Here is a 25,946-nt window from a genome sequence, read left to right on the forward strand (position 1 = left end):
CGCGCGCTGCGGCTTCGGATCTCGGGCGCGAGGCTTCCCTCCGCTGCTAGGATGCGCCGCCATGAAGCGCGCCGGGCAGATCTCGATCTTCGTCCTCTGCGTCTTGTTCAGCGTCTCCGCCGCGGTGAACGTGATGTCGGACAACAGCGAGGTCGAGCGCGCAGCCGCGGCCGTGGCGTGTGGGGAGCAGGGGCCGAATTGCCGCGCGCAGGTGACGCGGCACGAGCGGACGCCGTTCGGGCAGACGTTCGAGATGGTGACGCCGAAGCGGACGGTGGACGTGGTCTGCCGGCGCGCATTCGTGATGGTGGGCGACTACGCCTGCAAGCTTCGCTGATGGGAAGGCCCTCGCTTCGGTCCTTGACCGGGCTCGTTTGCCCGCGCTGCCGCGACCCGAAGCCTGCGCCCGTCGAGACGACGGAGCCCGTGTTTTGCCCGCGCGACGGGCTCGCGCTCGTCGCCGCGGCGGTCCTCGCCGACGCGGATGGAGATCCGTTCCTCGGGACGACGATCGCGGGGCGGTACGTGGTGCTCGGTCGGATGGGCGCGGGCTCGATGGGGGCGGTGTACCGAGCGTGGGACGCGGCGCGGGGGCAGGACGTCGCGGTGAAGGTGTTTCGTGGGGATCGGGGGCTCGGCGCGCGGGCGCTCTCGCGGCTCGATCGGGAGGCGCGGGTCCTCGCGATGCTGCGATCCCCGCACACGGTGCAGGTGCTCGACGTGGGGGAGGTCGTGCACGGCGGGCAGGACGCGCTCGTCTCGCCCACGGTGTCGCGGTTCCTCGTGATGGAGATGCTCGAAGGCGAGCCGCTCGGCGTCCGGCTGCGGCGGGAAGGGCGGCTCTCGATCGTGGAGGCGACGCGGCTCGGGACGCATGCGCTCACGTCGCTCGCCGAGGCGCACGAGAAGGGGATCGTCCACCGGGATCTGAAGCCGGACAACGTGTTCATTGCCCGCCTCGGCGGAGGGGCCGAGGGGGCCAAGCTGCTCGATTTCGGGCTCGCCGACCTCGGGCCCTCGCCGCGCGACCCGAACGACGCGCTCGGGTGCGGGGGGGGTCCTGTCGGTACGCCTCGGTACATGTCGCCGGAGCAGGCGCTCGGGGAGCCGGTCGATGCGCGCAGCGATCTGTATGCGGTGGGCGCGCTCCTTTACCAGATGCTCGTGGGCAGGCCCCCGTTCGTCGAGCGGGACGCGGCGCGGGTGATGGCCAAACACGTGCACGAGCCGCCGATCGCGCCTCGCGAGGCTGCGCCGGAGGCGGGGATCCCGCGCGCCTTGTCGGACCTCGTGGTGCGGGCGCTCTGCAAGCGGCCGGAGGATCGGCCGGAGAGCGCGCGGGCGTTCATCGAGGCCCTCGAGGAGGCGTGCGCCCAAGGCGCGGGGCCCGGCGCGGCGCGGCATGCAGCGGACGGGCGCGAAGCGGTTGTACGGCGCCCGGAGAGCCGTGTACCTTCGCGCACGGACAACGATGGATCCTCGTGAAATCGAAATGCTCGTCCAGCGCCTGCTCGCGAACCCTCACGATCAGGAGGCGCTCGCGTACGCGCATCGTGCAGGCGCGCAGGACCCTCGCTCGTACGCCATGTTGCTCGAGCGCGTCGGCACGCAGACGCCGGATCCCGCCTACGGCGCACATTGGCTGAGCGAGGCCGCGAACGTCTGGCAAGCGGCGTTCGGCGACATGAACAACACCGTGCGCACGTTGATGCTCGCGGTCGACAAGGATCCGATGCATCGCTCGGCCGAGCGGCTCGTGCAGATGTTTCGCGAAAAGGGCGACGTCATGTCGCTCGTCCAGCTTTACGAGCGGCAAGCGAAGGGGCTCGCGCCCGCGGCAGCCAAGCCGGAGGTGCGCGCGATGCTCCTCAAGCTGCACGAGGAGCTTGGGCGGATGTGGAGCGAGCCGCAGCTCGCGCGGCCCGAGCGCGCGGTGGAGAACTGGCGCAAGGTCGCCGAGCTCGATCCGCGCAACGTGTATGCGATCTACGCGGCGCGCGAGATCTTGAAGGCGCAGCAGCAGTACGCGGAGGCGATCCCGTACTTCGCGATGGAGCAGGCCATCGCCGAGGATCCCGAGCGCAAGCTCGCGCTCTACCGAGACGAGGCCGACATCCGCAAGCGCGCGGGCGACATGCCGGGCGCGACGCAGGCGCTGCGCTCGGCGCGCGCGGTGCGTCCGACCGACGTTGCGTTGACGCAGGAGCTCGGCGTGAGCGTGCTCGAGCGCATCAACGCGGGCGAGAACGTGCCGCAGCCGGAGCGCGACGAGACGGCGGCGATCTTCGTGCAGCTCGCGGAGACGTACGACGGGGAGTACGGGCTCTCGTACTCGTTGTCGGCGCTCGGCGCGTCGCCGGGGCACGACCGCGCGATGCAGCTCGCGGATCACTTCGGGGCGCTGCTCGGTCGTACGGGGGAGCTCGGTCCGCAGTACGCGGCGTACTTGAAGGCGAACCCGAACGGGTTCATGGCGAACGTGGCGCGGATGAAGGTGGGCAACGCGCAACCGCCGCCGCCGCCGCAGCCCGCGGCGCAAGCCGCGCCCGCCGCGCCGCAGCCGGTGCAGCCGGTGCAACCCGCGCAGCCCGTGTCCGCCGCGCAGCCCTCGCAACCGCCCGCAGCCGCGCAGCCCGCGCAGCCCCCGCAATCTGCGCAACCCGCGCAGCCCCCGGCGGCCGCGCCCGCGTCCGAGGGGCGCGCGCCCTCGCCTTCGGTCGTCGCGATGCAAGCGCAGGCGGCGGTGCCGGCGGGGGATGTGCACGCGCTCCTGGAGGAGGCTTCGGCCGAGGCGCAGAAGGGCCGCAAGCCGCAGGCGTACACGAAGTACCGCGAGGCGCTGAAGATCGATCCGGCGAACTCCGAGGCGCTCTCGTGGGTCGAGGAGTACCTGCGGCAGAAGCGTATGTTCGCGGATCTCCGCGACGTGCTGCTCGCGGCGTCGCGCGTGCCGACGGTCTCGCCCGAGACGCGCAAGGCGCAGCTCCGCGACGTGGCCGGCATGTGCGAGTCGCAGCTCCGCGACATCGACACGGCGATCGCGGCGTGGAAGCAGCTCTGCCAGATCGATCGCGGCGACGAGCAGGCGCGTGATCAGCTCCGCAGGTTGCTCGAGCGCGCGACGAAGTGGGACGACCTCGCGACCGTGCTCGAGCAGGACGCGATGAGCACGCCCGACACGGAGCAGAAGCTCGCGATCGAGAAGAAGCTCGCGGGCCTGCACGAGGCGAAGCGCAAGGATCCGGTGGCCGCGGCCGAGGTGTGGACGCGGATCGCGTCGCTCGTGCCGGAGGACGAGGCGGCCGTGAACACGGCCGTCAAGCTCTACGAGAAGGGCGAGCGGCTCGACCTCGCGGCGCAGGCCATCGCGGACAACATGAGCGGGTTCACGGACCCGAACACGCGCGCCGGGCTCTTGCAAAAGCTAGGCGAGCTGCGGCTCAAGCTGAACGATGCCGGCGCCGCGGGCGACGCATTTGCCGAGGCCGCGGAGCTCGGCAAGCAGGCGAAGATTTGGGAGCAGGCCGAGAAGGCGTACACGGCTGCGGGCCGCATCGCCGATGCGGCGAACGCGATCGAGCAGCGCGCCGAGCTCGCCGACGGCAAGCAACAAGCGACGCTGCTCGCGCAGGCGGCGGATCTCTTCCTCAAGGCGGGGGATGCGCCGGGCGCGGTGATCCGGCTGGAGCGCGCCTCCGAGATCGACCCGACGAACGACGCGTACGTGCAGGGCCTCGAGGAGCAATACCGCGCGGCCGGGCGGCTGCCGGATCTCGTGCACCTCTTGCTCGGGCGCGCGGAAAAACTCTCCGATCGCGGCAAGCGCGTGGCGTCGCGGCGCGCGGCGGCCGAGGTGCAGCGCTCGCTCGGTGACAACGAGGGTGCGCGTGAGAGCCTCTTGCTCGTGCTGTCCGACGGTGACGACGAGGGCGCGCTCGCGCTGCTCGTCGAGGACGCGGCGCAGCGCGGCGATCACCAGGAGTGCGTGGAGCTGCTCCGGAGGCTCGGCGGGATCACGAAGGCGCCGGCCGACAAACTCAACCACGCGCTGCGTGAGGCGAGCATCCTGGCCGAAGGGCTCGACGACGTGGACGGCGCGATCGAGCGGTACGAGGGGATCCTGAAGTCGCTCGATCCCAAGAGCCGCGTCGCGCTCGCGGCGATCGCAAACCTCGAAGAGCGGCGGAACAACCCGCAAGGCGCGGCCGCGGCGCTCGAACGCGAGGTCGTGCTCGCCGAGGGCGAGCAGAAGGTCGAGCTCGCGCAGCGCCTCGCGCAGATCTACGAGGGCCAGCTCTCCGATCCGCGCGGCGCGATCCGCGCGCTCGAGATCGTGCACGCGGCCGACGCGGAGGACTTCGACGCGATCGGCCGGCTCGAGCGGCTCTGCGCCGAGGTCGAGGATTGGCCGCGCGTCGCGCACTTCCTGCAGATCCTGGTCGAGGTCGAGGGCGACGAGGAGGAGCTCTCCCGCATGACCCGGAGGGTCGCGGACATCCTCTTCGACAAACTCGGCCGCGGCGACGAGGCGCTCGCGGCGCTCGACAAGGTCGCCGAGACGGGCGACGAGCCGTGCCGGCGCGCGTACGTCGAGCTCGGTGACAAACTCGGATGGAAGGGGCTCGTCGCGTCGAAGCTCGTCTCGTGGAACGAGTCGGGCACGGGCCCGGCCCGGAACGAGGCGCTCCGCGGCGCGTTCGAACGGTTCGTCGAGGTCGGGCGTGAAGCGGACGCGGCGCGCGTGGCCATGGAGCTCGCGCGCTCGCGCGGCGCCGATCGCGGGCTCGCCGAGCAGCTCGAGCAGCTCGCGATCAAGCTGAAGGATCTCGACGCCCTCGGCGTCGCGCACGACCTGCTCGCGAAGGACGTCTCGGGCGCGGGCCGCGCGGCCGAGATGGTCCGGCAGGCCGAGGTGCAGATCGCCGCCTCCGTGCCCGCGAACGAGGCCATCCAGCACGGCGAGGGCGCGCTGGCCAGCGTCCCGCCGGGCGAGGTCGAGCCCTTGCTCGCGCGACTCGCGGCGCTCGCGCCCGACGTCACGCAGCTCATCGACGTGTACGAGCGTCAGGTCGGGCGTTGCCGTTTGCCGGCGGATCGGCTCACGGCGCTCGCGCGCGCGGCGCAGGTCGCCGCCGAGCGTGGCGCGAACGATCGCGCGCGCAGCTTCTTCGAGCTCGCGCTCAGCGCGGGCGTCCAGGAAGAGACGCTCGGCGCGCTCGAAGCGGCGGCGGCCGCGGGCGACGAGCGCGCGGGCGGCACGGGCCTGCGCCGCATCCTGGCCGAGGCGCTCGCCGGCGGCGGCCAGGGCTCGCGCGACGGCGGGCGCACGAAGAGCGCGCTCCTCCGGCGCGCCGCGACGATCGCGCACCGCGCGCTCGGCGACGTCGAGCGCGCCTTCAAATGGATCGGCGACGCGATCGTCACGCATGTCGACGACGCTTCGCTCGACGCGCTCGAAGCGCTCGGCCGCGAGCTCAATGATCTGCCGCGCGTCGAGGCGACGCTCACGCGCGCGCTCGAAGAGGTCTTCGACGGCCCGCTCGTCCGCAAGCTCCTGCAGCGCCGCGCGCGCCTCCGCCGCGACGCGCTGAACGACAAGAAGGGCGCGGGCGTCGACTTCAAGAAGCTCCACGACCTGTCGCCTGCCGATCAGGACGTGATGAACGAGCTCTCGAACCTGCTCACCGAGCTCGGTGATCACCGCGGCATGATCCAGCTCTACGAGGATCAGATCCTCCGCGGCCGTGATCCCGCCGTCCGCGCCGAGCTCGCGCGCAAGGTCGCGCGGATCTGGGAGGAAGAGCTCGGCGACGCGCGCGAGTCGGCCGACGCCTGGCGCCGTGTCCTGCGCATGAAGGCCGGCGACGCCGAGGCGACTGCGGGCCTCGAGCGCGCCAAGACCGGCAAGCTCAAGCGTACGCCGCCGCGCTCGACGATGGCCTCGGTGCCGCCGCCCGCCGGCGCAGGGCCCTCTGCGCCGCCGCCCGCGTACACCCGTACGTCCACGCCGCCGCCGCCCGCGTACGCCCGTGCGTCCACGCCGCCGCCGCCTGCATACGCGGCTCCGTCGGTCCCGCCGCCGGCTGCGGTCCCGCCGCCGTCTGCGCCGCCGCCTGCGGTCGCGACGCCGTCCGCGCCTCCGGCGTGGCAGGCCCCGACCGACAACGAGCCGACGCCCCTCGCGCCTGCGGCGGATCTGCCTGCGCCTCCGGCGATGGTCGCGCCTCCGGCGTACGTCCAGGCCGAGCAAGCCCCTGCATACGTCGATCCGCACGCGCAGCAGCAGGCCTACGCGCAGCAGCCCGCGCAGACGCCGGAGGCGTACGCGCAGCAGCAGGCGTACGCGGCGTACTACGCGCAGCAGCAGGCGTACGCGCAGCAGCAGGCCGCACAGCAGCAGCCCGCGCAGACGCCGGAAGAGGCGTACGCGCAGCAGCAGGCGTACGCGGCGTACTACGCGCAGCAGCAGGCGTACGCGCAGCAGCAGCAGGCGTACGCGCAGCAGGCGCAGCCGCCCGCCGCGCAGCCTGCTCCGGGCGAAGAGCTCGAAGAGGCCGAGCTGCTCGACGACGAATCCTGATCCACGCGAGGGGGCGGTCCCGCCGCCCCTGCCTCACCAGAAGACCGACTTCCGCTCCTTCAGCCCGCGGTTCAGCATCGACTGGATGGTCGCCTTCACGCGGAGGACCTTCTCCTCGATGATCGCGTCGTCGTCGTCGGGATCGCCGTCGAAGCGCATGGGCTCGCCGAACGAGAGCCTGTAGCGCGTGGGCAAGGGGAGGACTCCGCCGGGCAAGAGGAGCTGCGGCAGGATCGGGAAGCTCGGCAAGTGCAGCGTCTTCGCCACGCGGTGGAGGTTGCCGAGCGAGACGTACTGCTCCTCGGCGCCGATGACGGCCACGGGCACGATCGGCGTGTTCGTCTCGAGCGCGAGGCGCATGAAGCCGAGCCCGAAGTCCGTGAGCTTGTAGCGCTCGGCGAACGTCTTCGTCACGCCACGCACGCCCTCGGGGAACACGAGGATCGCCTCGCCGAGCTCGAGCAGCCGCCGCGCGTTCTCGGGCACGCCGACGACCTGCCCCACGCGCGAGAAGAACGTCGAGACGAACGGCAACGTCTGCGACCACTTCTCCACCATGCTCCGCACGATGCGCGGCGGCTCCGCGTCGAGGAACATCGAGGCCGCGATGATCACGCCGTCCATCGGGATCTGCCCCGAGTGGTTCGCGATGAGCAGCACGCGCGACGCGGGCACGCGCTCGATCCCGCTGACGATCGTGCGGAAGTAGAAACGGTGGAAGAACGCCGCGCCGCCGATCGCGTACTTCGCCCAGGAAGGATCGAGCCCGAAGGGATCGACGCCGCCGCCGCTCAAGGGGATCGGCACGCGACGCAGGCGCTCTTCGAAGTCGCGACCGAGCAGCTTGATGCCGAGCTCGTCGATTCCGTCTCGGGCGACGCCGAAGGCCGAACGCGCGATCGGCAGGGCCTCGCGTGTCGTGAAGGTCGAGAGCCTGCCGAGGGTGCGCGCTGCTCCATCCAGCATGCATGCGAACGTAGCAAACCGAGTGCATCGCAGCACGACGCGAAGTGCTTGACGTGACGTGCTCCCGAGCTTCACGGTGAACGTTGGGGATTGGGGGGATGCGTGTGACGAACGGGGGAGGCGAGGCGATACTCGTCGCGCCGCGGCTCACGATGCGGCCGCCGCGCAGGGCGAGCGTGAGCGTGGATGTGGACTCTTCGCGCGAGCCGAGCGTGGAGAGTGATCGTTCGCATTTGCCGGTGCTCATCACGGGCATCTGCGGGCGGCTCGGGCGCAGGCTCGCTCGGCACTTGCATCGCGAGCGGCCGGTGATCGGCATCGATCGTCGATCGTTCGAAGACAAACCAAAGGACATCGTCCACCACCAGGTCGACATCCGCCGCAAGAAGACGCAGGACGTCTTCCGCCACGAGCGCATCGCTGCGGTCGTGCACCTCGGCGTCATGCACGATCCGCGCGTGGACCAGGCCGAGCACCACAGTTGGAACGTCGTCGGCCTGCAGCGCCTGCTCGAGTACGTCGCGCACTACGACGTCCCCAAGCTCGTCGTGCTCTCGAGCGCCAACGTCTACGGCCCGCGCCCGGACAACCCCCAATTCCTCACGGAGGACGCGCCGCTGCTCGGCGGCGCTTCGTTCAGCGAGATCCGCGACCTCATCGAGGTCGACATGCTCGCGCAATCGTTCTTCTGGAAGAGGCCACGCACCGAGACCGTGATCCTCCGGCCGGTCCACATCCTCGGCGCCGTGCGAAACGCGCCTTCGAACTACCTGCGCCTGCCCGTCATCCCCACGTTGCTCGGCTTCGATCCGATGGTGCAGGTCATCCACCAGGACGACGTCGTCAGCGCCATCGCGCGCGCGCTCATGCCCGGCGCGCGCGGCATCTACAACATCGCGGGCCCGCCGCCTTTGCCCTTGTCGCGCCTCGTCGGCATGACCGGACGCACGCGCGTCGCCGTTCCCCACGGGATCGCGCAGGGCGTCGTCCGTAAGCTCTGGCAGTACCGGGCCACCTCGTTCCCCGCGCCCGAGATCGATCACATCCGTTACGTGTGCATGGTCGACGATACGCGCGCGCGAACCGATCTCGACTACGCGCACAGACACGACATCACGCAGACCGTCGCCGCGATCGACGACGTCTTCTGAGGCGCCGCGGATGCGTGCACGCTTCCGTCGTTCGTCCGGGTGTCACGCGGTGGTACGCTCGGCGTCCATCTCCCGCCATGTCTCTCTTGCCCGCGCTCCTCGCGGTGACCACCCAGGCGGCCACGCCGCACCTCACCGCGACGCGTGTCTCCACGCCGCCGGTCCTCGACGGCCGCCTCGACGAGCTCGCCTGGAAGCACGCCAAGGGCAGCGACGCCTTCACGCAGAAGCTCCCCACGCCCGGCGAGAAGCCGCGCCACCGCACGCTCGTGCGCGTCGTGTACGACGACGAGGCCGTCTACGTCGGCATCGACTGCGAGCAGACGAACGACGAGATCATCGCGCGCCTCACGCGGCGTGACAGGCAGGTCGAGGCCGACGCCGTCACGGTCACGCTCGACACGCGCGGCGATGGCAGGAGCGCGCTCGAGTTCGAGGTCAACGCGGCCGGCGTCCTCTCCGACGCGCTCCGCTTCAACGACACCGAGCTCTCGCGCGAGTGGGACGAGATCTGGGACGCGCGCACCACGCGCACCACGCACGGCTGGTCGGCCGAGTTCAAGATCCCGCTCCGTATCCTGCGCTTTCGCGACCTGCCCTCGCAGAGCTTCGGCCTGCAAGTCCGGCGCCGCGTGTCGATGCTCCAGGAGCTCGACGAGTGGACGTTCATCCCTCGCGACGCGGGCGGCGAGGTGTCGCGGTACGGCAAGCTCGACGGCCTCTCCGGCCTCCGACCCAAGGCCTCGCTCGAGCTCCGCCCCTTCCTCGTCGGCGCCCTCCGCTACAGCGAGAGCGAGGCCGAGATCCGCGGCGCGAGCGTCTTCCCCGCGGGCTCGGCGGGGCTCGATCTCAAGTGGCATCCTTCGCAGAGCCTCACGCTCGACGCCACGATCTTTCCGGACTTCGGCCAGGTCGAGGCCGATCAGGTCATCCTCAACCTCAGCAACTTCGAGCGGTTTTTCCCGGAGCGCAGGCCGTTTTTCCTGGAGGGCGCGGACAACCTCGCGACGCCCTTCAAGCTCGTCTACACGCGCAGGATCGGCCGCGCGCCGGGCATGCCGGCCGTACGAGACGACGAGGAGACCGTGGGCTCGTCGTCCCCGGCCACGGTGTACGCCGCAGCAAAACTCTCGGGCGAGCTCGCGGAGGGCGTGTCGGCGTTCGAGCTGCTCGGCGTCACCGCGCCCGTCCTCGTGAACGTGAAGCGCGCCGACGGCAGCTTCGCCTCGCGTGTCGCCGAGCCCCTCGCCGCGTTCAAGGTCCTCCGGCTCCGCAAGGATTTCGGCTCGCGCGCCTCGCTCGGCTTCATGGCCACCGCGAAGAGCCGCTTCGAAACACCAACCGTGTACCCCACCGTCGCGCCCGCTCCCGGCAGCGGCCGCGCGCGCGTGCTTTGCCCGAAGGAACAGGTCGTTGCGCACGGCGCTCGTTGCTTCCACGACGCCTACGTCGCAGGTGTCGACGGCCGCTTTCGTTCGCCGGGCGGCGACTACGTGATCAGCGGACAGGCCGTCGCCTCGCTCGTGCACGACGGCCCGCCGCGCACGCTGCCCGACGGCACCGTCGTCTCCTCCGGCGACATCGGCCCTGCGGTGCAGGCGCGTGTCGCGAAGGAGGGCGGCAAGCACTGGACCTTCAACGCCGAGTACGCCGGGCATGGCCGCAAGGTCGACTACAACGACGTCGGCTACATGCAGCGGCAGAACCTCCACGCGTTCACCGCGTCCGTCGGCTACCGGACGCTCGATCCGTGGTGGGTGACGCTCGAAACGCAGACGACCATCGACGTGGTCGAGCGCGACACGCTCGACTGGCTCACGCAGGAGCGCATGCTCTTGCTCGGCAACTACACGCGCTGGGCGAACTTCTGGGAGACCTTCGCCGGAATCCACGCCAAACCCTCGCGGTTCGACGATCGCGAGGTCGGCGACGGCACGGCGCTCGAACGCGCGCCGCTCTTCGGCGGCGAGCTCTGGATCGCGACCGACGGCCGGCGTGTCGTCAACGGCGAGGCGTGGGTGATGGTGCAGGGCATCGAGACCGGCCTCAACGTGGAGGCCGACGGCCGTTTGTCCCTGCGCATCCTGCCGCAGCTCGATCTCGATCTGATCCCGACCTTCCTCTACACGCGCGGCGAGCCGCGCTACGTCACGACGATCGGCGCGGGCCACGTCTTCGGCCGGCTGCGGGCGCAGAGCCTCGGGCTCACGATGCGCGCGACGTACACGTTCTCGCCACGGCTCTCGCTGCAGGCCTACGCGCAGGCCTTCCTCGAAGCGCAGAGCTTCCACGACCTCACCCTCTCGAAGGCGCGCGGGGCGGGCCGTGTCGCGCGCCTCGCAGAACTCTCGCCGCTCGGGACGCCACTCGACGACGATCCGGACTGGGAGGGCGGCTCGATCAACGCGAACATCGTCCTGCGCTGGGAGTACCGCCTCGGCTCGACCTTGTTCCTCGTCTACACGCACGCGCAAGGCGACGGACGCGCGCCCCTCGCTCGCCGCGGCGCGGGCTTCGACTTCGGCTGGCTCGGCCCACGCGCCTCCGAGGAGACGTTGCTGGCCAAACTATCGTACTGGTGGGGCTAGCTTTCACAGGCGCCCCGCGCCCGGGGCGCTGCCCCGGACCCCGCGGGGGGCTGTCCGCCCCCTCGACCCCGGACCAGCCAGGGGCTGGACCCAGGATCGATGAACTGCGCGGTGCGCAGTTCATCGAACAGGCCCGGTCAAGACCTGCAGCGGCATTGCCAACCAAGACAGCCGCGCTGCTGGTTCGATTGGCAACCCGGCTTCTTCGTCGGCCTGTTTGAAAAACTGCGCGGAGCGCAGTTTTTCAACCCTGGGTCCAGCGCCTCGCTGGTCCGGGTGCAGGGGCGGACAGCCCCTGCTGGGGCCTGGGGCAACGCCCCAGCGCTACGCCTCAGAGCCCCGTACAGGCCGTGGGCGTCGGGTTCGCCTTGCAGTATGCGGCATCGTTCGGCGCGCCCACGATGAGCATCGCGTCTTGCGACACGAGCCGCGGGCGCGCGTTCGTCACGGCCTTGCATGTCTTGCCGTCGGACGTCTGCGGCTCGGCCAGCGCGCACACGCCGGCCTCGTTCGGCACGCTCCACGCCTGTCCTGTCGGGTAGACGAGGTTCATCGAGTACTGCCCTTCCGGCAGGCAGCCGTAGACGATGTCGAAGGGGCGGCCGAAGCGCGCCGCGAGGCTCTGCTTCAAGGCCTCCTCGTCGGCGATGATCGCCGTCCCGTCCGCGGCCGTCTTGCGGCTCAGCACGAACACGCCCTTCTTCGACGGATCGACCGGATCGATGCACAACGCGGCTGGCCGCACTGCGACCGTCACCTCGGGCTCGGCCGATTGGAACGGCGGCACCGGGTTCATTGGGTCCGGCATCGCGGGCGGCAGCTTCGTCGACGTGAGCAGGAGGTTCTTGAGGAGCGTCAGACCCTGCATGATCACGCGCGGCCGCGACTGCGTCTCGATGCGCTTGTCGTTCGCGAGCCGGGGCGCGTTGATCTTCGAGAAGACCGAGGTCGGGTAGAGCTGCGGCACGTTCACCGACTCGACCACGTGATCCTCGTTGTTGAGCAGGCCGTCGCCGTTCACGTCCTCGACCGCCATGTAGAGCGTCGCCGCCGGGTCCTTCACGGGCAGGAAGAACGGCGTGAGCGCGGCGGCGTCGACCTCGGTCGGATCCACGCCGGCCGTGAGCGTGATGCGGATGAATGACGTGTCGGTCGGCGGGAACGTCGCGAACTCGAAGTCCGACGGCACCACCACCTTGCGCGGATCCGTGTTGCCCGCGACGCTGTCGGCCACGGCCGACGGGTAGAACACGGGGCGTTCGAGCGGGAGCACCTGCCCGAGCGTCACGCCCACGCCGAGCACACGCACGCCGACGGCCGGGATCACGAGGTTTCCGTTCCCGTCGGGCTCGCCGATGTTGACCTCCGTGTACCGCGGCGCTGCGCCCATGAGCACCTCGGCGGCGTTGTCGATCGCGCCGCCGCCCACGTCGCCGGCCGTCGGCAGGTTCGAGATGGAGAAGGCCGGGTTGAAATCGCCGTCGCGATCGTAGAACCCGCGGAACTGGTACGTCCCGCCGCTCAGCGGCGCGATCGTCCACGTCCCGCTCGCGGTGACGTTGGGCGCCGAGGCGTCGGGGCAGCGGAGCTTGCCGTCCTTGTCGAAGACGAGTTTGTCGCGGATGCTCGCGAAGAGCACGTCGCCCGGGATCGCGTCGAGGCTCGCGGCGCCCGTGCCGAGGCCTGAGGGCGGCGGCAGCAGGCGCTTGTCGAACGCGAGCACGAGGGCCGCGCCGACGACGTGGCCCTTCTCCGTGCACGGCGGCGGACCCGTGTAGGTCAGCGTTCCTTCGACGACGCCCGCCGGACCGCTGAACCCGGGGATATCCGGGACGAAGGTGTCGGGGTCACCGCACCCGGCGGCGAGCGCGAGGAGCAGGGCAGGGAAGGGAAGCGCGAGGGAGCGGCGCATCCGAGATAGGGGACCTCATCGACGCACGGCCGTCAAGCCGCGCCCCGTTTGTCGCTCGTGGCGTTCAGCCCGCCCTGCGCTTCGACATGGCGTCGAGCACCTCCTGGAGCTCGGGGAACCGGCCTGCCGACTGCTTCGAGAAGATCAACTCGCCGTCGACGATCACGTCGAACTGACTGGGCTTTCCGATCTCGAGCTTGCTGTCGACGTCGAACGCATCCTTGATGGCGGCCGCGAAACTCACGGCCCGGGGCTTGTAGTTTCAAACGTGGCAGTACTTGATCACGACGTTCATGGACGCCTCCTCGGAAATTCATGGAGGCCGGCGCGGCCGAGCGCAAGGGGCGCTTCACGCCGAGGGGCGTTCGTCCCGCGCGAGCCAGAGAGCAAGGGCGACCGTGAACACGAGGGCCGCGGCGGCCGCGATGGCGTTTTCCGTGCGCTTCGAGCGTGAACGGGCGCGCGGCTTCTCGCGTGGGCTCTCCGCCGCGGGACGAACCTCGGGCTTTCCGCTTGGAGCCGAGAGCGTTCCCGGCGCGCCGTCCGCGGGCAGATCCTCGCGATCGAAGAGCGCGTCCTCGGCGAGCGCGCGTCGCACGTCTCGGTCGAGCCAGTGCGAGATCCACAAGCGCTTCCCTTCGGGCAGCCCCATCCCGCGGCGGAGCTCGGGCGCCATGGCGCGCGCCACGTCCTCCGGTTTCGCCTCGAAATCGTGCAGGAGGCGCGCCGATGCGGGCGGATCTTTCCACACGTACCGCGAGGACCCGACGAGCACGAGGTGCGTGCGGCGCGCAGGCGTGCGCGGCGGCTTGAACGCGAGATCCGCGGAGAACTTCCAGCCCTCGTCCGTCCGCGGGAACTGCCGTGCGCGCAGGATCTTCACGACACACGTCGCGAACGCGCGTGTCGCCTCTTCGCCCTTCTCGCTCGGAGAGCGCAGCGACGCCGTGTCGCCCTTCGGCCGGATCGAAGCCTCGATCGTCACCTTCGTGGCCTCGCCGGGGCGGCGCTCCAGGAACGTCTCGTAGCAGTCGAGCAAGGGGCCACTGCGCGCCCGCAGCACACGCGCGATCGCTTCGCTGCTCGGCGCGATGGCCTTCGGCTCGGCGCGCACCGACTCCACCACGAGCGGGATCGCCGCGCCTTCCTGCGCTTCGTCCACGGGTGGCTCCGCGCGCGGCGGCTCGCGGCGCGCGACGATCACGCGCGGCGCATCAAACGAGATGTGCGCGGCCGGCGTCATGATCTCGAGAGGGCCTCCCGGCGGCGTGACCACGTCGAGCACGGCGAACGAAAAATTCCGATCGACGTAGCCCTTCGTCCACGACGCGTCGAAGGGCTGCTCGCCCGCGGAGGGGGCGACGACGAAGCCCGAGAGCGTCGATCGATCGAGCACCCACGCCGCCGGAGGCGCCGGCGCGCGGCCGCGGGTGCGTCGCTCGTACGGCTCGACGAGCGTGTGCACGAGCGCCGCGAGATCGAGCTTGGGCAGCGGCTCGATCGTCGGCGTGCTCGGCGTCGGCAGGCCCATGAGCACGCGCGGCGCGGCGGGCGCGAGGCGCGCGGCGAAGAGCACGTGCTGCCGCCCGCTCGCCTCGTCGTGGCTCACGATCAGGTAGTCCTCGTGCACCACCGGCGACGGCGTCGCGCCACCTAGGGCGACGGCGCCGGCCGGGGATACGAGCGCCCCGATCGAGAGCGCGACGAGCGGGCCGAGCGCCTTCATGAGGCCGGAAACCAGCCGTGGCGCCCTTGCTGCTTCAGCTCGTTCATCGTCCGCTGCATCGCGCTCCGTACACGTTCGAAGAGGTCCTCCACCGCCTCGGGATCATCGGCGGCGGAGGGCGGCAGATCGGTGTGGATCGGCGCGAGGATACGCGTGTGGATCTTCACGGGCGGCGGCAGGTGCGGCAGCGGGATGCCGGCGATGAGCCCCCAGGGCAACGCCACGCCGATCGGCGCCACGTTCGATCGCGCGAGCAGCGGCAGCCGGAGCGCCTCCGCGATGCGCCGCCCGTCGGTCCAGATGTAGAGCGAGTGATGCGCGCCCACGCTCACCACGGGCACGATCGGGACCTGGTGCCGCAGCGCCGTGCGCACGAAGCCGCGGCGCTTGCCGAACTCGATCTCGTACCTTCGCGAGAACGGCTTGCACGCGTCGATGTCGCCGCCCGGGAACACGAGCACCGCCGCGCCACGATCGAGCGCGCGCGCCGCGTTCTCGGGGCTCGCCGCGATCGCGCCCGCGGCGTTCAGCCACGCGCCCGCGCCGGGGAAGCGGAACGGCACGTCGTGCATGAGCCCGTACGAGATCCGATCGGGCGAGTAAAGCCTCCAGAACGCGAGCATGTGACAGAACATGTCCGGCGTTCCGGTCATCGCGTTGTGGTTGCCGACCACGAGCGCGGGCCCGTCCGTGAAGGGCGCTTCGAGCTCCGTCTCGGCGCGGAAGTAGTGGTCGTAGAACATCCCCAAGAGCGGCATCGCGCGCTTGATGAAGTGCGGATCACGGCTCGCGAGATCGTTCGGGCGCACCGTCACGCGCGCCTTCTCCGCGAGCGCGGCGAGCCCGTCTTTCAGCACGTCGACGGATGGGACTGGCTCGTGTGGAACGACGAAAGCAACCACGCATTCCTCGTATACCGAAACCAACAAAAGCGTGCCAAGCCCCGCGCCCTGTGGGGGGCTCGAAAGGCGTCGCGCGCCTCGCCCCTTCGTCCTTTTTTCCTCGAATTCATGCGACGATAGGTCGTCGATACCCCGGCGCCGCGCCCCATCGCGCGGCAGGAGGAGACATGATGTCCGCGCGTTCGATCTTCGTCATCGCTTGCTCGTTTCTCGCGCTCAACGTGTTCGCTTGCGCCACAGGCTCGACCGGCGGCGTGGGCGGCGGAGGCGGCGAGGGAGGCGATGACTGGGGAGGTCCAGGACCCAGCTCGAGCTCGAGCAGCAGCAGCAGCGGCTCGGGCGGCAGCGGTGGCAGCGGCGGCGGCGTCCCGACGACCATCTGCGACATGACCTCGAGCGACTGCTCCACGTGCTCGTCGTGTTCGCGCGAGACCGGTCTCTGCACGTCGGAGTACGCGGCCTGCGTCGACAGCTTCGATTGTGGTTACTTCCTCGACTGCGCCAACGGGTGCGCGAGCGGCGATTCGGCCTGTTACACGGACTGCGAGGCGAGCTACCCGACCGGGGCGAGCATCTTCAACGACTACGCCTCGTGCGTGATCTGCAACGACTGCTACGTGCTCTGCGACGGCGCGGGCTCCTGCAGCTAGCGCTAGATCCCTTCGAGACGCACCTTCTGGCCGGCGCGCACCCCATGCCGCCGGCAGTACCCCGCGTTCACCTCGATCACGTACCGCGACGCGCACGGCACCGAGAACGTCGAGTCGTTCATCGTCGGCGTGTTCTCCTCGATCCCCACGATCGTCCCGTCGTCGTCGACGAAGAGCATGTCGAGCGGGATGCACGTGTTGTGCATCCAGAACTGGTGCACCTCGCGCCGATCGAAGACGAAGATCATCCCGCGCGCCTCGTCCATCTGCTTGCGGTACATGAGCCCGCGGGCGCGATCGTGCTCCCGCTGCGCGATCTCCACGGCGACCGCCTCGTCCTTCGCGTCGACGAACACCACCTTGCCCTCGCGCAGCAAGGGCGGCTTCGCGAGATCGTCCGGCGGGCACGCCGGATCGGCGCCCGTCCGCGCCAGCGTGCGCTTGGGTTTGTCCTCCGTCGGGTGGATGCACCGCGCCTTGGCGTTGTGATTCTCCAGGGCCTCGGGTCCTTGCACGATCGGCGCGGGGCGCGCGTCTCGTGAGGGCGGCACCGGCTCCTCGACGCGCGGCTCGCAGGCGACGACCAGAAACCCGAGCGACAGGGCGACGGAGAGCTTCGTGGCGGGCATGGCTCGTGCCCCTTCGTAGCACGATGCGCGCCCGCGCTTGACCTTCGCCGCGCCTCGCCGCAAGGAGAAACATCTCCTATGAAACTTCCCTCGCTCCAAGGTCCTCGTTTCGCCGCGTTCACCGCGGCTTCTGCCCTGGTCGTCGCCGCCTTCGCGAGCGGCTGTGAGTCGAGCCCGCCCGAGCCCACGGCGGCGCCCGATCGCAAGCCCGAGGCGCAGACGCAGGCGAAGGACACGAACGGCCTCCTGACCGAGAAGACCTCGCGGCCGCGCATCCAGCTCCCGAAGCCCACGAAGAAGAAGGTCTCGGCCAAGCCCGTCGCCGAGGTCAAGCCGAGCGAGGACGACCCGGTCAAGGGCAAGTGGACCCTCGCCGACGCCACGAAGGGCCTGCCCGAGGGCAAAGCGCTCACGGCGACCCTCGAGACGGACCAGGGCACCCTCGAGTGCGCGCTCTTCGACGACAAATCCCCCATCACCGTCGCCAACTTCGTCGGCCTCGCGCGCGGCGTTCGCCCGTGGAAGACGCCCGAGGGCAAGTGGGAGAAGAAGCCGGCCTACGACGGGACGATCTTCCACCGCATCATCAAGGGCTTCATGATCCAGGGCGGCGACGCCAAGAAGAACGGCACGGGCGAGGCCGGGTACGTCATCCCCGACGAGGTATGGGAGGACGCGAACCACGATCGTCCGGGCCTCCTCTGCATGGCGAACCGCGGGCCGAACACGAACAGCGCGCAGTTCTTCATCACGGACGAGGCAGCCTTCCACCTCGACGGCGGCTACACGATCTTCGGCGAATGCGCGCCCGTGGACGTCGTCCACAAGATCGCCTCCGTTCCCACAGTCCGCGAGAAGCCGGAGACCGCGCCCGTCATCAAGAAGGTCACCATCACCCGGAAGTGATCTTTTCTGCGCGATCTCCCCCTCGTCCTCGCAGCACGCGCAAAAAAATTCGGTTACCCTTCGGGCATGCAGAAGCGGCTTATCTTGGTGGCCGCCGCGCTTGGCCTCGTCGTCCCGGCCGCGGGTCTCGGCGGGTGCGGCAGCTCGATCGTGCGAGAGACCGAAGGCCAAGGCGGGGGCGGCGGCGAGGGCGGGGATTCGTCGAGCAGCACCTCGACAGGCCCCCTCTGGGATGCAGGCAAGGACGCCTTCGACGAGTACATCGATCCCGGCTGTCCCTCCACGCCGCCACCCCTCGAAGACTTCCAGTGTGATCCCTTCGATCAACTGAACAGCGGCTGCTTCCCCGGCGAAGGCTGCTTCATCTTCGTCTCGTACCCGAGCGAGCCCTGCGGCCAGGAGGTCTACGGCGCATTCTGCTCGCCCGCAGGCTCCGGCGTGCAAGGCGATCCCTGCGGCAGCGGCTCGGGCCTCTGGTGCGCAGGAGGGTTCGCCTGCGTCGTGACCGGAGCAGGCACCCAGTGCGTGCAGCTCTGTCCGCTCGATGGCAACGACGGCTGCCCGTCCGGGCTCGTCTGCGAGCCCATCGACGTCGAAGGATTCGGCGGATGCCTGTGAAGCGTTTGCGGAAGGCGCAGGGCGGTCGAAGCCTGCTCGGACTCTCGCTCGCCGCGCTCTCGGGCACCCTCGTGGCCGCAGGAATCGTGGCGGGCGGCTGCGGCGCGCGAACGCCGCTCGACGTGGGCCCGCCCCAGCCCCCGTGTTTCGTCGACTCGGATTGCCCCGGCCACAAGAACCTCTGCGAGCCCGTCTACTGCGATCTCGCAGCAGGCGCAGAAGCAGGGGCCCCGCGGAACGGCGGGCTCTGCGTCGACCTGCCGCCCGTCACCTGCGACGACAACGATCCCTGCACGGACGACGCATGCGTCCCGAAGACAGGGCAGTGCACCTACGAGATCGCGACACGCGACAACGACGGCGACGGCTTCCGCGGTCCGCGGCCCGGGACGCTCCCAGGCGATCCCAACGCGTGCGGCGACGACTGCGACGACAAGAGCGATCTCGCATATCCAGGCGGCACCGAGGTCTGCGACGGCGTCGACAACGACTGCAACGGGATCGTCGACGACGGCGCGACATACATCCCGCTGCTGAACGAGCCCATCCGCCTCTCCGGCGACATCGCGCCCGCAGGCCCCGGCGGCATCGCGTGGAGCGGCTCCTCGTACGCAGCCGCCTACACAGGCACGATCTCCGGCTTCTCGATGCGCCTGAACATGCTCGCGCCGACAGGCCTGCCGCTCGGCCCCGAGTCGCCGATCGTCTTCCAGAACGGCGACAACGCCGGCGGCCCGATCGTATGGGTCGGCGATCGCTACGGCATCGCATGGCAAGATCGTCGCAGCGGCGACTACGAGGTGTACTTCACGCTGCTCGACGAGGCCGGCGCGAAGGTCCTCCCCGACACGCGTCTCTCCTTCGCCGAAGGCTTCTCGATCAACGTCTCCCTCGGCTGGACCGGCGGAGAGTTCATCGTCGCATGGCAAGACGAGCGGGAAGGTCTCTTCGACCTCTACGCGCAGCGCCTGACCATCGACGGCGCGCCCATCGGCGGGAACGTCAAGCTCACGCAAGCCTTCAACGTAGGCAACGAAGCGCCACAGATGGCCGCCGGCCTCTCGTCGATCGGCGTCGGCTGGGCACCCGGCGACGCCCTCCAGCACTTCATCCAGTTCCAGGTCTTCAACCAGGACCTGACGCCACGCTCCCAAGCCGTGTCCCTGACAGACGGCTTCTCCGACTCGGTCTACCCCACCGTCGTCTGGAACCAGAACCAGTACGTGATCGCCTGGTTCGACCGAACGGCGAACCCCAAAGCCATCTACGGCGCCGTCGTCGACGAGGACGGGAACATCCTCGTCCCCCCCAAACCCCTCACGAACCCCGGCTCCTTCCGCTCGCGCTACCCAAGCCTCAAAGCCCTCGGCGATCGCGTCCTGCTCGTCTACGCCGACGACCGAGACCAAAACGACGGCTACGAGCTCTACGCCCTCATGCTCGACCAGGAGCTCAAACCCTCCGGCCCCGAGCAACGCGTGACCTTCGCCAAGCGCGACAGCATCTACCCCATCGCCACCTTCGGCCCCGACGGCAACGTCGGCATCCTCTTCCGCGACGACCGCGAAGGCGAACAACACGTGTTCTTCACACGCCTCGGCTGCATCGTCCCGTAGGCGCGAAGCCCCGGGCCGTTGCGCTGGGGCGTTGTCCCAGACCCCAGCAGGGGCTATCCGCCCCTGCACCCGGACCAGCCAGGGGCTGGACCCAGGGTCGATGAACTGCGCGATGCGCAGTTCATCGAACGGAGAGGGGAAGACCGGAGAGGTGTTTGCTCGTCGAGGCCGCAGCGTTGGTGGTTCCACCGCTGACCGTGCCGGTTGCCGGCCTGCACCCGAGCGGTGAGCCGTGGTCGTTGCGTCGCGGCATGCTCGACAGGGGGCATCGGTTGTCGTCCTCGTTTGTTCGACGGCGCGACAAGTCACGTCGTCGTGCGTGGGACATCGGGCACGAGCCGAACAAGGTTCGTCCGCGCGACAGGGCAAGTGTCTCGCCGCCGAACACGTGGGGACGCGTGTTCCCAGGGGAAGGTCGAGCCCGAAGACACGGGCCGGAGGCGGCCGAGGGTCCTTGTCGCGCTGCCGAGCACGTACCTTCCGCCGTCGAAGGCGCTTGTCACGGGCGAGGACCGGCCAGAGCCCAGGCCAACGTCAGGAGGCGGGCAACGCCCCACGGTCGGTCCCCCACCGCGGACACCTGCCGCGCTGCTAAACACGCGCTGTCGACCCCCAAGGGCACGTGTCCGCCGCGCCAACGCGCCCCCAGCCGCGATCCCAGCGCCACTGTCGTGGTCGGCAACGTCGTCCCCGACCCTCCCCTGACGTGTCTCGATGAACTGCGCGCCTCGCGCAGTTCATCGACCCTGGGTCCAGCGCCTCGCTGGTCCGGGTCCAGGGGTGGACAACCCCTGGTCGGGGTCCGGGGTGAAACCCCGGCTCCGCGCCTCCAACCTCAGCTCGGCCGCCGCCGGAAGGCGCCTGCTTTGTGCACCTTGCCCGGCAACGGACGCCCGAGCACCCGCTCGGCCACGTTGCCTGCTTCGATGAGTTGGTCGAGGTCGATCCCTGTCTCGATCCCCATCCCTTGCAGCATGTAGACGAGGTCTTCCGTCGCCACGTTTCCTGCGGCGCCTGGCGCGTAGGGGCAACCTCCGAGACCTCCGACCGACGCGTCGAAATCTCGCACCCCGAGCTCGAGACCCACCAGGATGTTTGCCAGGGCTGTCCCGCGTGTGTCGTGCAGGTGCAGCGCGAACTGATCCACCCGCATCGCGTCGAGACATCGCAGCACGATGTCGCGTGTCTGCTTCGGCGTCCCCACGCCGATCGTGTCGCCCAGGGATACCTGGTAGCAGCCGAGCTCCAGGAGCTTCTTCGTGATCTCCACGCTCCGCTCGGCGGACACCGGGCCCTCGTACGGACATCCCCACACGGTCGACACGTACCCGCGCACGCGTAGACCTGCTTCGATCGCGGGTGGCACGATCTCCGAGAACACGCCCAGCGTTCGGTCGATCGACTTGTTGATGTTCTTCTGGTTGTGCGTCTCGCTCGCGCTCATGAAGACCGCGATCTCGGTGAGCCCTGTGGCGAGCGCGCGCTCCAGGCCTTTTGCGTTTGGACAGAGCGCGCTGAACGTCACGCCCTCGGGCGGGCGCATCCCGCGTGCCAGCTCCTCGGCGTCGGCGAGCTGCGGCACCCACTTCGGCGACACGAAGCTCGTGATCTCCAGCCGCTTCACGCCGGACGCGACGAGCGCTGCGACGAGCTGCTTCTTCGCTTCGAGGGGCACCACGACTGCCTCGTTTTGCAGGCCGTCGCGTGGGCTCACCTCGTAGATCGACACCCGATCGGGCGTGTGGGCGAACAGATCGTGCGGGGCGGCGCTCGGGCTCGAGGGGCGATCCGTCATGGGGTGACCATTGTTCGGCATGCGCGCGCATCGTCAACGCGCCGCGCGCGCGCCGTGATCTTAGCCGTGGACGAGCCGCAGATGCCGCGATTTCGGGCTCGGCGAGAAGGGCACCGGGTAGGTGCCCGAGAAGCACGCGGCGCAGTAGCCGTTCTCGGCCGCCTCCCCGTTCTTCGTCGAGGGCGGAGGGCTCGCGGATGCCGCTTGCTCGATGGTGCGCACCGATGTCACGAGCCCTTCGAGCGACAGGTATCCGAGCGAGTCGGCGGTCACGTACTTGCAGATTTCGTCGAGCGTGTGCGTCGCGGCGATGAGCTCCGCGCGTGTTGGCGTGTCGATCCCGTAGAAGCAGGGCCAGCGTGTCGGTGGGCTCGAGATCCGGAGGTGCACCTCGCGTGCCCCGGCGTCGCGCACCATCTTCACGATCTTCCGGCTCGTCGTGCCTCGGACGATCGAGTCGTCCACGACCACCACGCGTTTGTTCGCGAGTGCGGCGCGGTTCGGGGAGAGCTTCAGCCGCACCCCGAAGTGCCGGATCGACTGCTGCGGCTCGATGAACGTCCGGCCCACGTAGTGGCTGCGGATGAGGCCCATCTCGAACGGCGCGCCTGCGCGCTCGGCGAAGCCGATCGCCGCGGGCACCCCGGAGTCGGGCACGGGCACCACGACGACGTCGCCCGCGTCGTTCCCGCTCGGGATGGGCACCTCTTCGGCGAGCTTGCGGCCGAGCGCTTTGCGCACCTCGTACACGCTCGCGCCTTCGATGAGCGAGTCGGGGCGCGCGAAGTACACGTGCTCGAAGATGCAGAGCTTGCGCGTGCGCGGCGCGAAGGGCCGGAGCGAGCGTGTCCCGGTTGCGTCCACGATCAGCATCTCGCCCGGATCGAGGTCGCGCACGTACGTCGCGCCGATCAGATCAAATGCCGTCGGCTCGCTGGCGACCACGATCGCCTCGGCGTTTCCGTGCGTGAGGCGCCCCATGCAGAGCGGGCGAAAGCCCATCGGATCGCGCACGGCGATGAGCTCGCGCTCCGTGAGGAACAGGATCGAGTAGGCGCCTTCGACCTGCCCGAGCGCCTCGGCGACGCGGCTCTCCACGGTCGCCTGCGTGCTCGCGGCGATGAGGTGGACGATCACCTCCGTGTCGCTCGCGCTCTGGAAGATGCTCCCGCGCGCCTCCAGCCGATCCTTCAGCGCCTCGAAGTTCGTCAGGTTGCCGTTGTGCCCGACGGCGATCGAGCCGCGCGCGTAGTCCACGGCGAACGGCTGTGCGTTGCGGATGTGCGAGCCGCCGGCGGTCGAGTACCGCACGTGGCCGATCGCTCGGTCGCCGCGCAGCGCTGCGAGATCCGTCGGGGAGAAGCCTGCTTGCACGAGGCCCATCGACCTGTGCGGCGTGAGCCGCTCGCCGTCGCTCGTGACGATCCCCGCCGCCTCTTGACCTCGGTGCTGCAGCGCGTGCAGCCCGAGGTACGTGATGTTGGCGGCCTCGGGGTGGCCATAGATGCCGAACACACCGCACATGCGGCGTCTCTTTAGTACGAAAGCAGGAGCCGGCCACGCGAGGTGGCCTTTGCGGGGCGGGGAGGGGTGGAGAGGGCGGAAAGGCGAGGAGAAAACCTCGCTTGCGGGCGAGCGCTACTTCTTCGCGATGCCCCAGACCTTCGTGATGATGTCGCCCTCGAAGGGGTCACCGTGGCACGTGCCGCACTCCATGTCCTTCTTGTCGGCGCGCGTGAGCTTGTCCTCGTACTGCTCGTCCATGAAGGTCTCGAGCGCCTTCTTGTCGGCGTGGTTGAGGTTGTGCTCGTTGCCGTCGTGGCACGTGTCGCAGAAGACCGCGCCGCCCTTCTCGTCGCGCAGCGCGACGACGAAGTTTTTCCACATGCCGCGCGTGATCTTGATCTTGCGCGTCTCGGCCTTGAAGTCGCCCTCGACGTGGCAGCCGTTGCAGTCCTTGTAGCCGAGCGCCTTCTGGAAGAGCGGCATCAGCTTCTTCTTCTGCGCGAGGCCGATCTTCGGCAGGTCCTGGAGCTTGTCCGGGGCGAGGCCGATCTTCTTGATGTCCTCGAGCATCTGGCTCTGCCGGATGTTCGTCGACGGCTTGCCCGCCGCGGCCGGCGGCGTGGCGGCCGTCCCGCCCGTGCCCGTGTCCGCGGGCTTCGCGTCGCCCGGCTTCGCGTCGCCGCCTTCGGGCTTCGCGTCCGTGGCGCCGCCCGGATCGGCGGGCTTGTCGGTCGAGGTCCCGTCCGTCTTCTGATCGTTGGCGGTGTCGGGCGGAGGCGTCGAACCGCCGCCGCAGGCCGCGGCGACGCCCGACAGGGCAAGAGCAAAAACGAGGGCGAGGTGCTTCGTGGCTACCATGGTGTCTCGGCCAGACACTACACGACCCGCCTCGCAGGACGGAAGTCCAAGGCGCGAAACCCGCGCCGGCGTCGTCAGAATTTGCCGGTGACGGTGAGGAACGTGAGCTTGTCGTTCGTCTCGCGGAGCCGTTGCGTCAGCATCCGGACGAAACTCCAGAGCACCTCGTAGGCGAGGTCCTTGTGCAAAAACAGGAGGTCCTCGAAGGCGTCCTTCGGCACCGTGAGCAGGCGGCATCGCTCGTGGACACGGGCGTCGGCGGAGCGCGGCGCCTCGTCGAGCAGGCTCATCTCGCCGAACACCGAGCCCGGGCCGAGCACCGCGAGCGCCTCCTCGCCCATGCCCGGCACCTCGCGGCTGATGCGCACCTTGCCTTCGAGGATGATGTAGAGCTTGTCGCCCGGATCTCCGTGCTGGAAGATCTTCGTCCCGAGCGCGTGGGACTCTTCGTTGGCGACGCGCGAGATCAGCTCGAGCGCCTGGGTGGTGAGCCCCTCGAAGAGGGGCACCTTGCTGAGCTTTTCGATGCGTTCGGCGACGTCCACGGGTGCGCCGAGGATAATGAGGCGCCGCGCGGAAAGGAAGCGCGGCCGCGGGCGATGAACGTCAGCGGGTGAAGCGCACGCGGATCGGCGGGGTCGCGGCCACCATCGGCGTCCCGGTCCGGTCGAGCGCGGGCGTGTAACGCCGCGACAGGGCGCAGAGGCGCGCGGCCCGGCCGAAGCCGTAGCCCGGATCGTTCACGACCTTCACGGATTGCGGCGAACCATCCCCCCGCACCGTCACGATGATCGACACGACGGCCTGATCGATCTGCTCGGCGTCGGCCTCGGGCGGGAAGGGACAATCCCAGGCGGAGCTGCCGACGAGGCCCGCGGCCTTCGACAGATCCGGCCCCGTGGGCGCCGGCGGCGGCCCGCCTTTGCCCGTGCCGGTGCCGCCTTCTTTCCCGTCGAGCGAGGCGGCCTTGTTGTACGTCGGGGTTTTGCCGGTCCCCTGCGCGCTCACCATCCCGTAACTCGGGCCGCTCCCCTCGCCGCTCACGAAGCCTTGCCCGGTCATGTCCACGGGCTCTTCTTCGTCCGGCTCCTGCGTGAGCACCTTCGCGGCTTGCGAGGGCGGCGGCGGCGGACTGTTGTCGGGGACCTCTTCTTCCGGCGCCTTCTCGGCCTTCGCCTGAGGCACGGGCGGCGGGGCTTCGGGCTCGGGCTCCGGCTCCGGGGGTTTTTCCTCGGGCTTCGGCTTGTCTTCGTTCTTCGGCGTCAGGTCGATGTCGTACTCGGTCCAGAAGAACTCGTGCAGACCTTGACGCATCTCGCCGACCGCGCGGCGCATGTCGAAGAGGGCCGTCATCGCCTGCGCGGAGGCGTAGCCGTGCGAGAGCAGCGCGAGCACGAGCCCGATCGCCGTGCCCGTCTTCGCCGCGCGATCTCCGAGCGCGACGACGGGCGCGAGCGGATCACGGTCGCGCTCGGCGGTGTGGTGGAACGGGCCTCCCCCCATCACGACTCTGTTCGCCGCCGAGCTCATGATCGATGCATCT

Annotated in this window: 19 protein-coding genes and 1 pseudogene; 9 read left to right on the forward strand and 11 right to left on the reverse strand. The window is 69.8% G+C overall.

Features of this window, described 5'->3' with window-relative positions; genetic code table 11:
* Positions 1-61 precede the first annotated feature (61 nt).
* From E8A74_RS34635 to E8A74_RS34645, 3 genes are read left to right on the forward strand one after another with little or no spacing between them, the layout of a single operon-like run.
* Positions 62-337: a hypothetical protein gene (locus tag E8A74_RS34635; RefSeq protein WP_136933354.1), complete on the forward strand. Its 276-nt coding sequence runs from the start codon at positions 62-64 to the stop codon at positions 335-337.
* Positions 337-1,485 (forward strand): serine/threonine-protein kinase, encoded by a 1,149-nt coding sequence (locus E8A74_RS34640; protein ID WP_136933355.1) that lies wholly within the window; start codon positions 337-339, stop codon positions 1,483-1,485. The genes E8A74_RS34635 and E8A74_RS34640 overlap by 1 nt, the downstream gene beginning before the upstream one ends.
* On the forward strand, positions 1,472-6,580 hold the full coding sequence (locus E8A74_RS34645; protein ID WP_136933356.1) for a hypothetical protein: 5,109 nt from the start codon (positions 1,472-1,474) through the stop codon (positions 6,578-6,580). The genes E8A74_RS34640 and E8A74_RS34645 overlap by 14 nt, the downstream gene beginning before the upstream one ends.
* A 33-nt stretch (positions 6,581-6,613) precedes the next feature.
* On the opposite strand, the gene E8A74_RS34650 is transcribed toward E8A74_RS34645, so the two are convergent.
* Positions 6,614-7,546, reverse strand: coding sequence for a lysophospholipid acyltransferase family protein (locus tag E8A74_RS34650; RefSeq protein ID WP_136933357.1), 933 nt, complete (start codon positions 7,544-7,546; stop codon positions 6,614-6,616).
* Positions 7,547-7,644: 98 nt separating this feature from the next.
* Between E8A74_RS34650 and E8A74_RS34655 the strand changes: the two genes are divergently transcribed.
* Complete coding sequence (locus tag E8A74_RS34655) at positions 7,645-8,697, forward strand: NAD-dependent epimerase/dehydratase family protein (protein ID WP_232379889.1); 1,053 nt, start codon at positions 7,645-7,647, stop codon at positions 8,695-8,697.
* 77 nt (positions 8,698-8,774) lie between these two features.
* The gene (locus E8A74_RS34660) at positions 8,775-11,285 is read left to right on the forward strand and encodes a DUF5916 domain-containing protein (protein WP_136933358.1); all 2,511 of its coding nucleotides are present in this window, start codon (positions 8,775-8,777) and stop codon (positions 11,283-11,285) included.
* Between the two features lie 331 nt (positions 11,286-11,616).
* Here E8A74_RS34660 and E8A74_RS34665 read toward each other — a convergent pair whose 3' ends face one another.
* The 4 genes and pseudogenes from E8A74_RS34665 to E8A74_RS34680 form a co-directional block, all read right to left on the reverse strand.
* Positions 11,617-13,197 carry a hypothetical protein gene (locus E8A74_RS34665; protein WP_136933359.1) on the reverse strand — a complete coding sequence of 527 codons (1,581 nt, stop codon included), beginning with the start codon at positions 13,195-13,197 and terminating at the stop codon, positions 11,617-11,619.
* Between the two features lie 64 nt (positions 13,198-13,261).
* Positions 13,262-13,447 (reverse strand): annotated as a pseudogene (locus E8A74_RS34670) (Rdx family protein); the annotation flags it as partial.
* 99 nt (positions 13,448-13,546) lie between these two features.
* Positions 13,547-14,923 (reverse strand): hypothetical protein, encoded by a 1,377-nt coding sequence (locus E8A74_RS34675; protein WP_136933361.1) that lies wholly within the window; start codon positions 14,921-14,923, stop codon positions 13,547-13,549.
* Positions 14,920-15,825 (reverse strand): lysophospholipid acyltransferase family protein, encoded by a 906-nt coding sequence (locus tag E8A74_RS34680; protein WP_232379890.1) that lies wholly within the window; start codon positions 15,823-15,825, stop codon positions 14,920-14,922. The genes E8A74_RS34675 and E8A74_RS34680 overlap by 4 nt, the downstream gene beginning before the upstream one ends.
* 167 nt (positions 15,826-15,992) lie before the next feature.
* Between E8A74_RS34680 and E8A74_RS34685 the strand changes: the two genes are divergently transcribed.
* On the forward strand, positions 15,993-16,475 hold the full coding sequence (locus E8A74_RS34685) for a hypothetical protein (protein WP_136933362.1): 483 nt from the start codon (positions 15,993-15,995) through the stop codon (positions 16,473-16,475).
* 2 nt (positions 16,476-16,477) lie between these two features.
* Here E8A74_RS34685 and E8A74_RS34690 read toward each other — a convergent pair whose 3' ends face one another.
* Positions 16,478-17,104, reverse strand: coding sequence for a DUF192 domain-containing protein (locus E8A74_RS34690; RefSeq protein ID WP_136933363.1), 627 nt, complete (start codon positions 17,102-17,104; stop codon positions 16,478-16,480).
* A 78-nt stretch (positions 17,105-17,182) separates the two neighbouring features.
* Between E8A74_RS34690 and E8A74_RS34695 the strand changes: the two genes are divergently transcribed.
* From E8A74_RS34695 to E8A74_RS34705, 3 genes are all read left to right on the forward strand, one after another.
* Positions 17,183-18,010 (forward strand): peptidylprolyl isomerase, encoded by an 828-nt coding sequence (locus tag E8A74_RS34695; RefSeq protein ID WP_136933364.1) that lies wholly within the window; start codon positions 17,183-17,185, stop codon positions 18,008-18,010.
* Between the two features lie 66 nt (positions 18,011-18,076).
* A complete protein-coding gene (locus E8A74_RS34700) occupies positions 18,077-18,628 on the forward strand; it encodes a hypothetical protein (protein WP_136933365.1) in 552 nt (183 codons plus the stop codon).
* Positions 18,619-20,244, forward strand: coding sequence for a putative metal-binding motif-containing protein (locus E8A74_RS34705; protein ID WP_136933366.1), 1,626 nt, complete (start codon positions 18,619-18,621; stop codon positions 20,242-20,244). The genes E8A74_RS34700 and E8A74_RS34705 overlap by 10 nt, the downstream gene beginning before the upstream one ends.
* An 835-nt stretch (positions 20,245-21,079) precedes the next feature.
* Here the strand turns inward: E8A74_RS34705 and E8A74_RS34710 are convergent.
* From E8A74_RS34710 to E8A74_RS34730, 5 genes are all read right to left on the reverse strand, one after another.
* Complete coding sequence (locus E8A74_RS34710) at positions 21,080-22,039, reverse strand: hydroxymethylglutaryl-CoA lyase (protein ID WP_136933367.1); 960 nt, start codon at positions 22,037-22,039, stop codon at positions 21,080-21,082.
* Positions 22,040-22,099: 60 nt separating this feature from the next.
* The gene (gene purF / locus E8A74_RS34715; RefSeq protein ID WP_136933368.1) at positions 22,100-23,563 is read right to left on the reverse strand and encodes an amidophosphoribosyltransferase; all 1,464 of its coding nucleotides are present in this window, start codon (positions 23,561-23,563) and stop codon (positions 22,100-22,102) included.
* 114 nt (positions 23,564-23,677) lie between these two features.
* Positions 23,678-24,403, reverse strand: a complete 726-nt coding sequence (locus E8A74_RS34720) for a cytochrome c3 family protein (protein ID WP_136933369.1) — start codon at positions 24,401-24,403, stop codon at positions 23,678-23,680.
* A 74-nt stretch (positions 24,404-24,477) separates the two neighbouring features.
* On the reverse strand, positions 24,478-24,948 hold the full coding sequence (locus tag E8A74_RS34725) for a cyclic nucleotide-binding domain-containing protein (RefSeq protein ID WP_136933370.1): 471 nt from the start codon (positions 24,946-24,948) through the stop codon (positions 24,478-24,480).
* A gap of 61 nt (positions 24,949-25,009) precedes the next feature.
* Positions 25,010-25,933: an energy transducer TonB gene (locus tag E8A74_RS34730; protein WP_232379891.1), complete on the reverse strand. Its 924-nt coding sequence runs from the start codon at positions 25,931-25,933 to the stop codon at positions 25,010-25,012.
* Positions 25,934-25,946: the final 13 nt, after the last annotated feature.

The sequence above is a fragment of the Polyangium fumosum genome (assembly GCF_005144585.1).
Lineage (GTDB): Bacteria > Myxococcota_A > Polyangia > Polyangiales > Polyangiaceae > Polyangium > Polyangium fumosum.

Coding starts and splice junctions, on each gene's coding strand:
- E8A74_RS34635 (WP_136933354.1), top strand. CDS start 62: ATGAAGCGCGCCGGGCAGATCTCGATCTTCGTCCTCTGCGTCTTGTTC.
- E8A74_RS34640 (WP_136933355.1), top strand. CDS start 337: ATGGGAAGGCCCTCGCTTCGGTCCTTGACCGGGCTCGTTTGCCCGCGC.
- E8A74_RS34645 (WP_136933356.1), top strand. CDS start 1,472: ATGGATCCTCGTGAAATCGAAATGCTCGTCCAGCGCCTGCTCGCGAAC.
- E8A74_RS34650 (WP_136933357.1), bottom strand. CDS start 7,546: ATGCTGGATGGAGCAGCGCGCACCCTCGGCAGGCTCTCGACCTTCACG.
- E8A74_RS34655 (WP_232379889.1), top strand. CDS start 7,645: ATGCGTGTGACGAACGGGGGAGGCGAGGCGATACTCGTCGCGCCGCGG.
- E8A74_RS34660 (WP_136933358.1), top strand. CDS start 8,775: ATGTCTCTCTTGCCCGCGCTCCTCGCGGTGACCACCCAGGCGGCCACG.
- E8A74_RS34665 (WP_136933359.1), bottom strand. CDS start 13,197: ATGCGCCGCTCCCTCGCGCTTCCCTTCCCTGCCCTGCTCCTCGCGCTC.
- E8A74_RS34675 (WP_136933361.1), bottom strand. CDS start 14,923: ATGAAGGCGCTCGGCCCGCTCGTCGCGCTCTCGATCGGGGCGCTCGTA.
- E8A74_RS34685 (WP_136933362.1), top strand. CDS start 15,993: ATGATGTCCGCGCGTTCGATCTTCGTCATCGCTTGCTCGTTTCTCGCG.
- E8A74_RS34690 (WP_136933363.1), bottom strand. CDS start 17,104: ATGCCCGCCACGAAGCTCTCCGTCGCCCTGTCGCTCGGGTTTCTGGTC.
- E8A74_RS34695 (WP_136933364.1), top strand. CDS start 17,183: ATGAAACTTCCCTCGCTCCAAGGTCCTCGTTTCGCCGCGTTCACCGCG.
- E8A74_RS34700 (WP_136933365.1), top strand. CDS start 18,077: ATGCAGAAGCGGCTTATCTTGGTGGCCGCCGCGCTTGGCCTCGTCGTC.
- E8A74_RS34705 (WP_136933366.1), top strand. CDS start 18,619: ATGCCTGTGAAGCGTTTGCGGAAGGCGCAGGGCGGTCGAAGCCTGCTC.
- E8A74_RS34710 (WP_136933367.1), bottom strand. CDS start 22,039: ATGACGGATCGCCCCTCGAGCCCGAGCGCCGCCCCGCACGATCTGTTC.
- purF (WP_136933368.1), bottom strand. CDS start 23,563: ATGTGCGGTGTGTTCGGCATCTATGGCCACCCCGAGGCCGCCAACATC.
- E8A74_RS34720 (WP_136933369.1), bottom strand. CDS start 24,403: ATGGTAGCCACGAAGCACCTCGCCCTCGTTTTTGCTCTTGCCCTGTCG.
- E8A74_RS34730 (WP_232379891.1), bottom strand. CDS start 25,933: ATGAGCTCGGCGGCGAACAGAGTCGTGATGGGGGGAGGCCCGTTCCAC.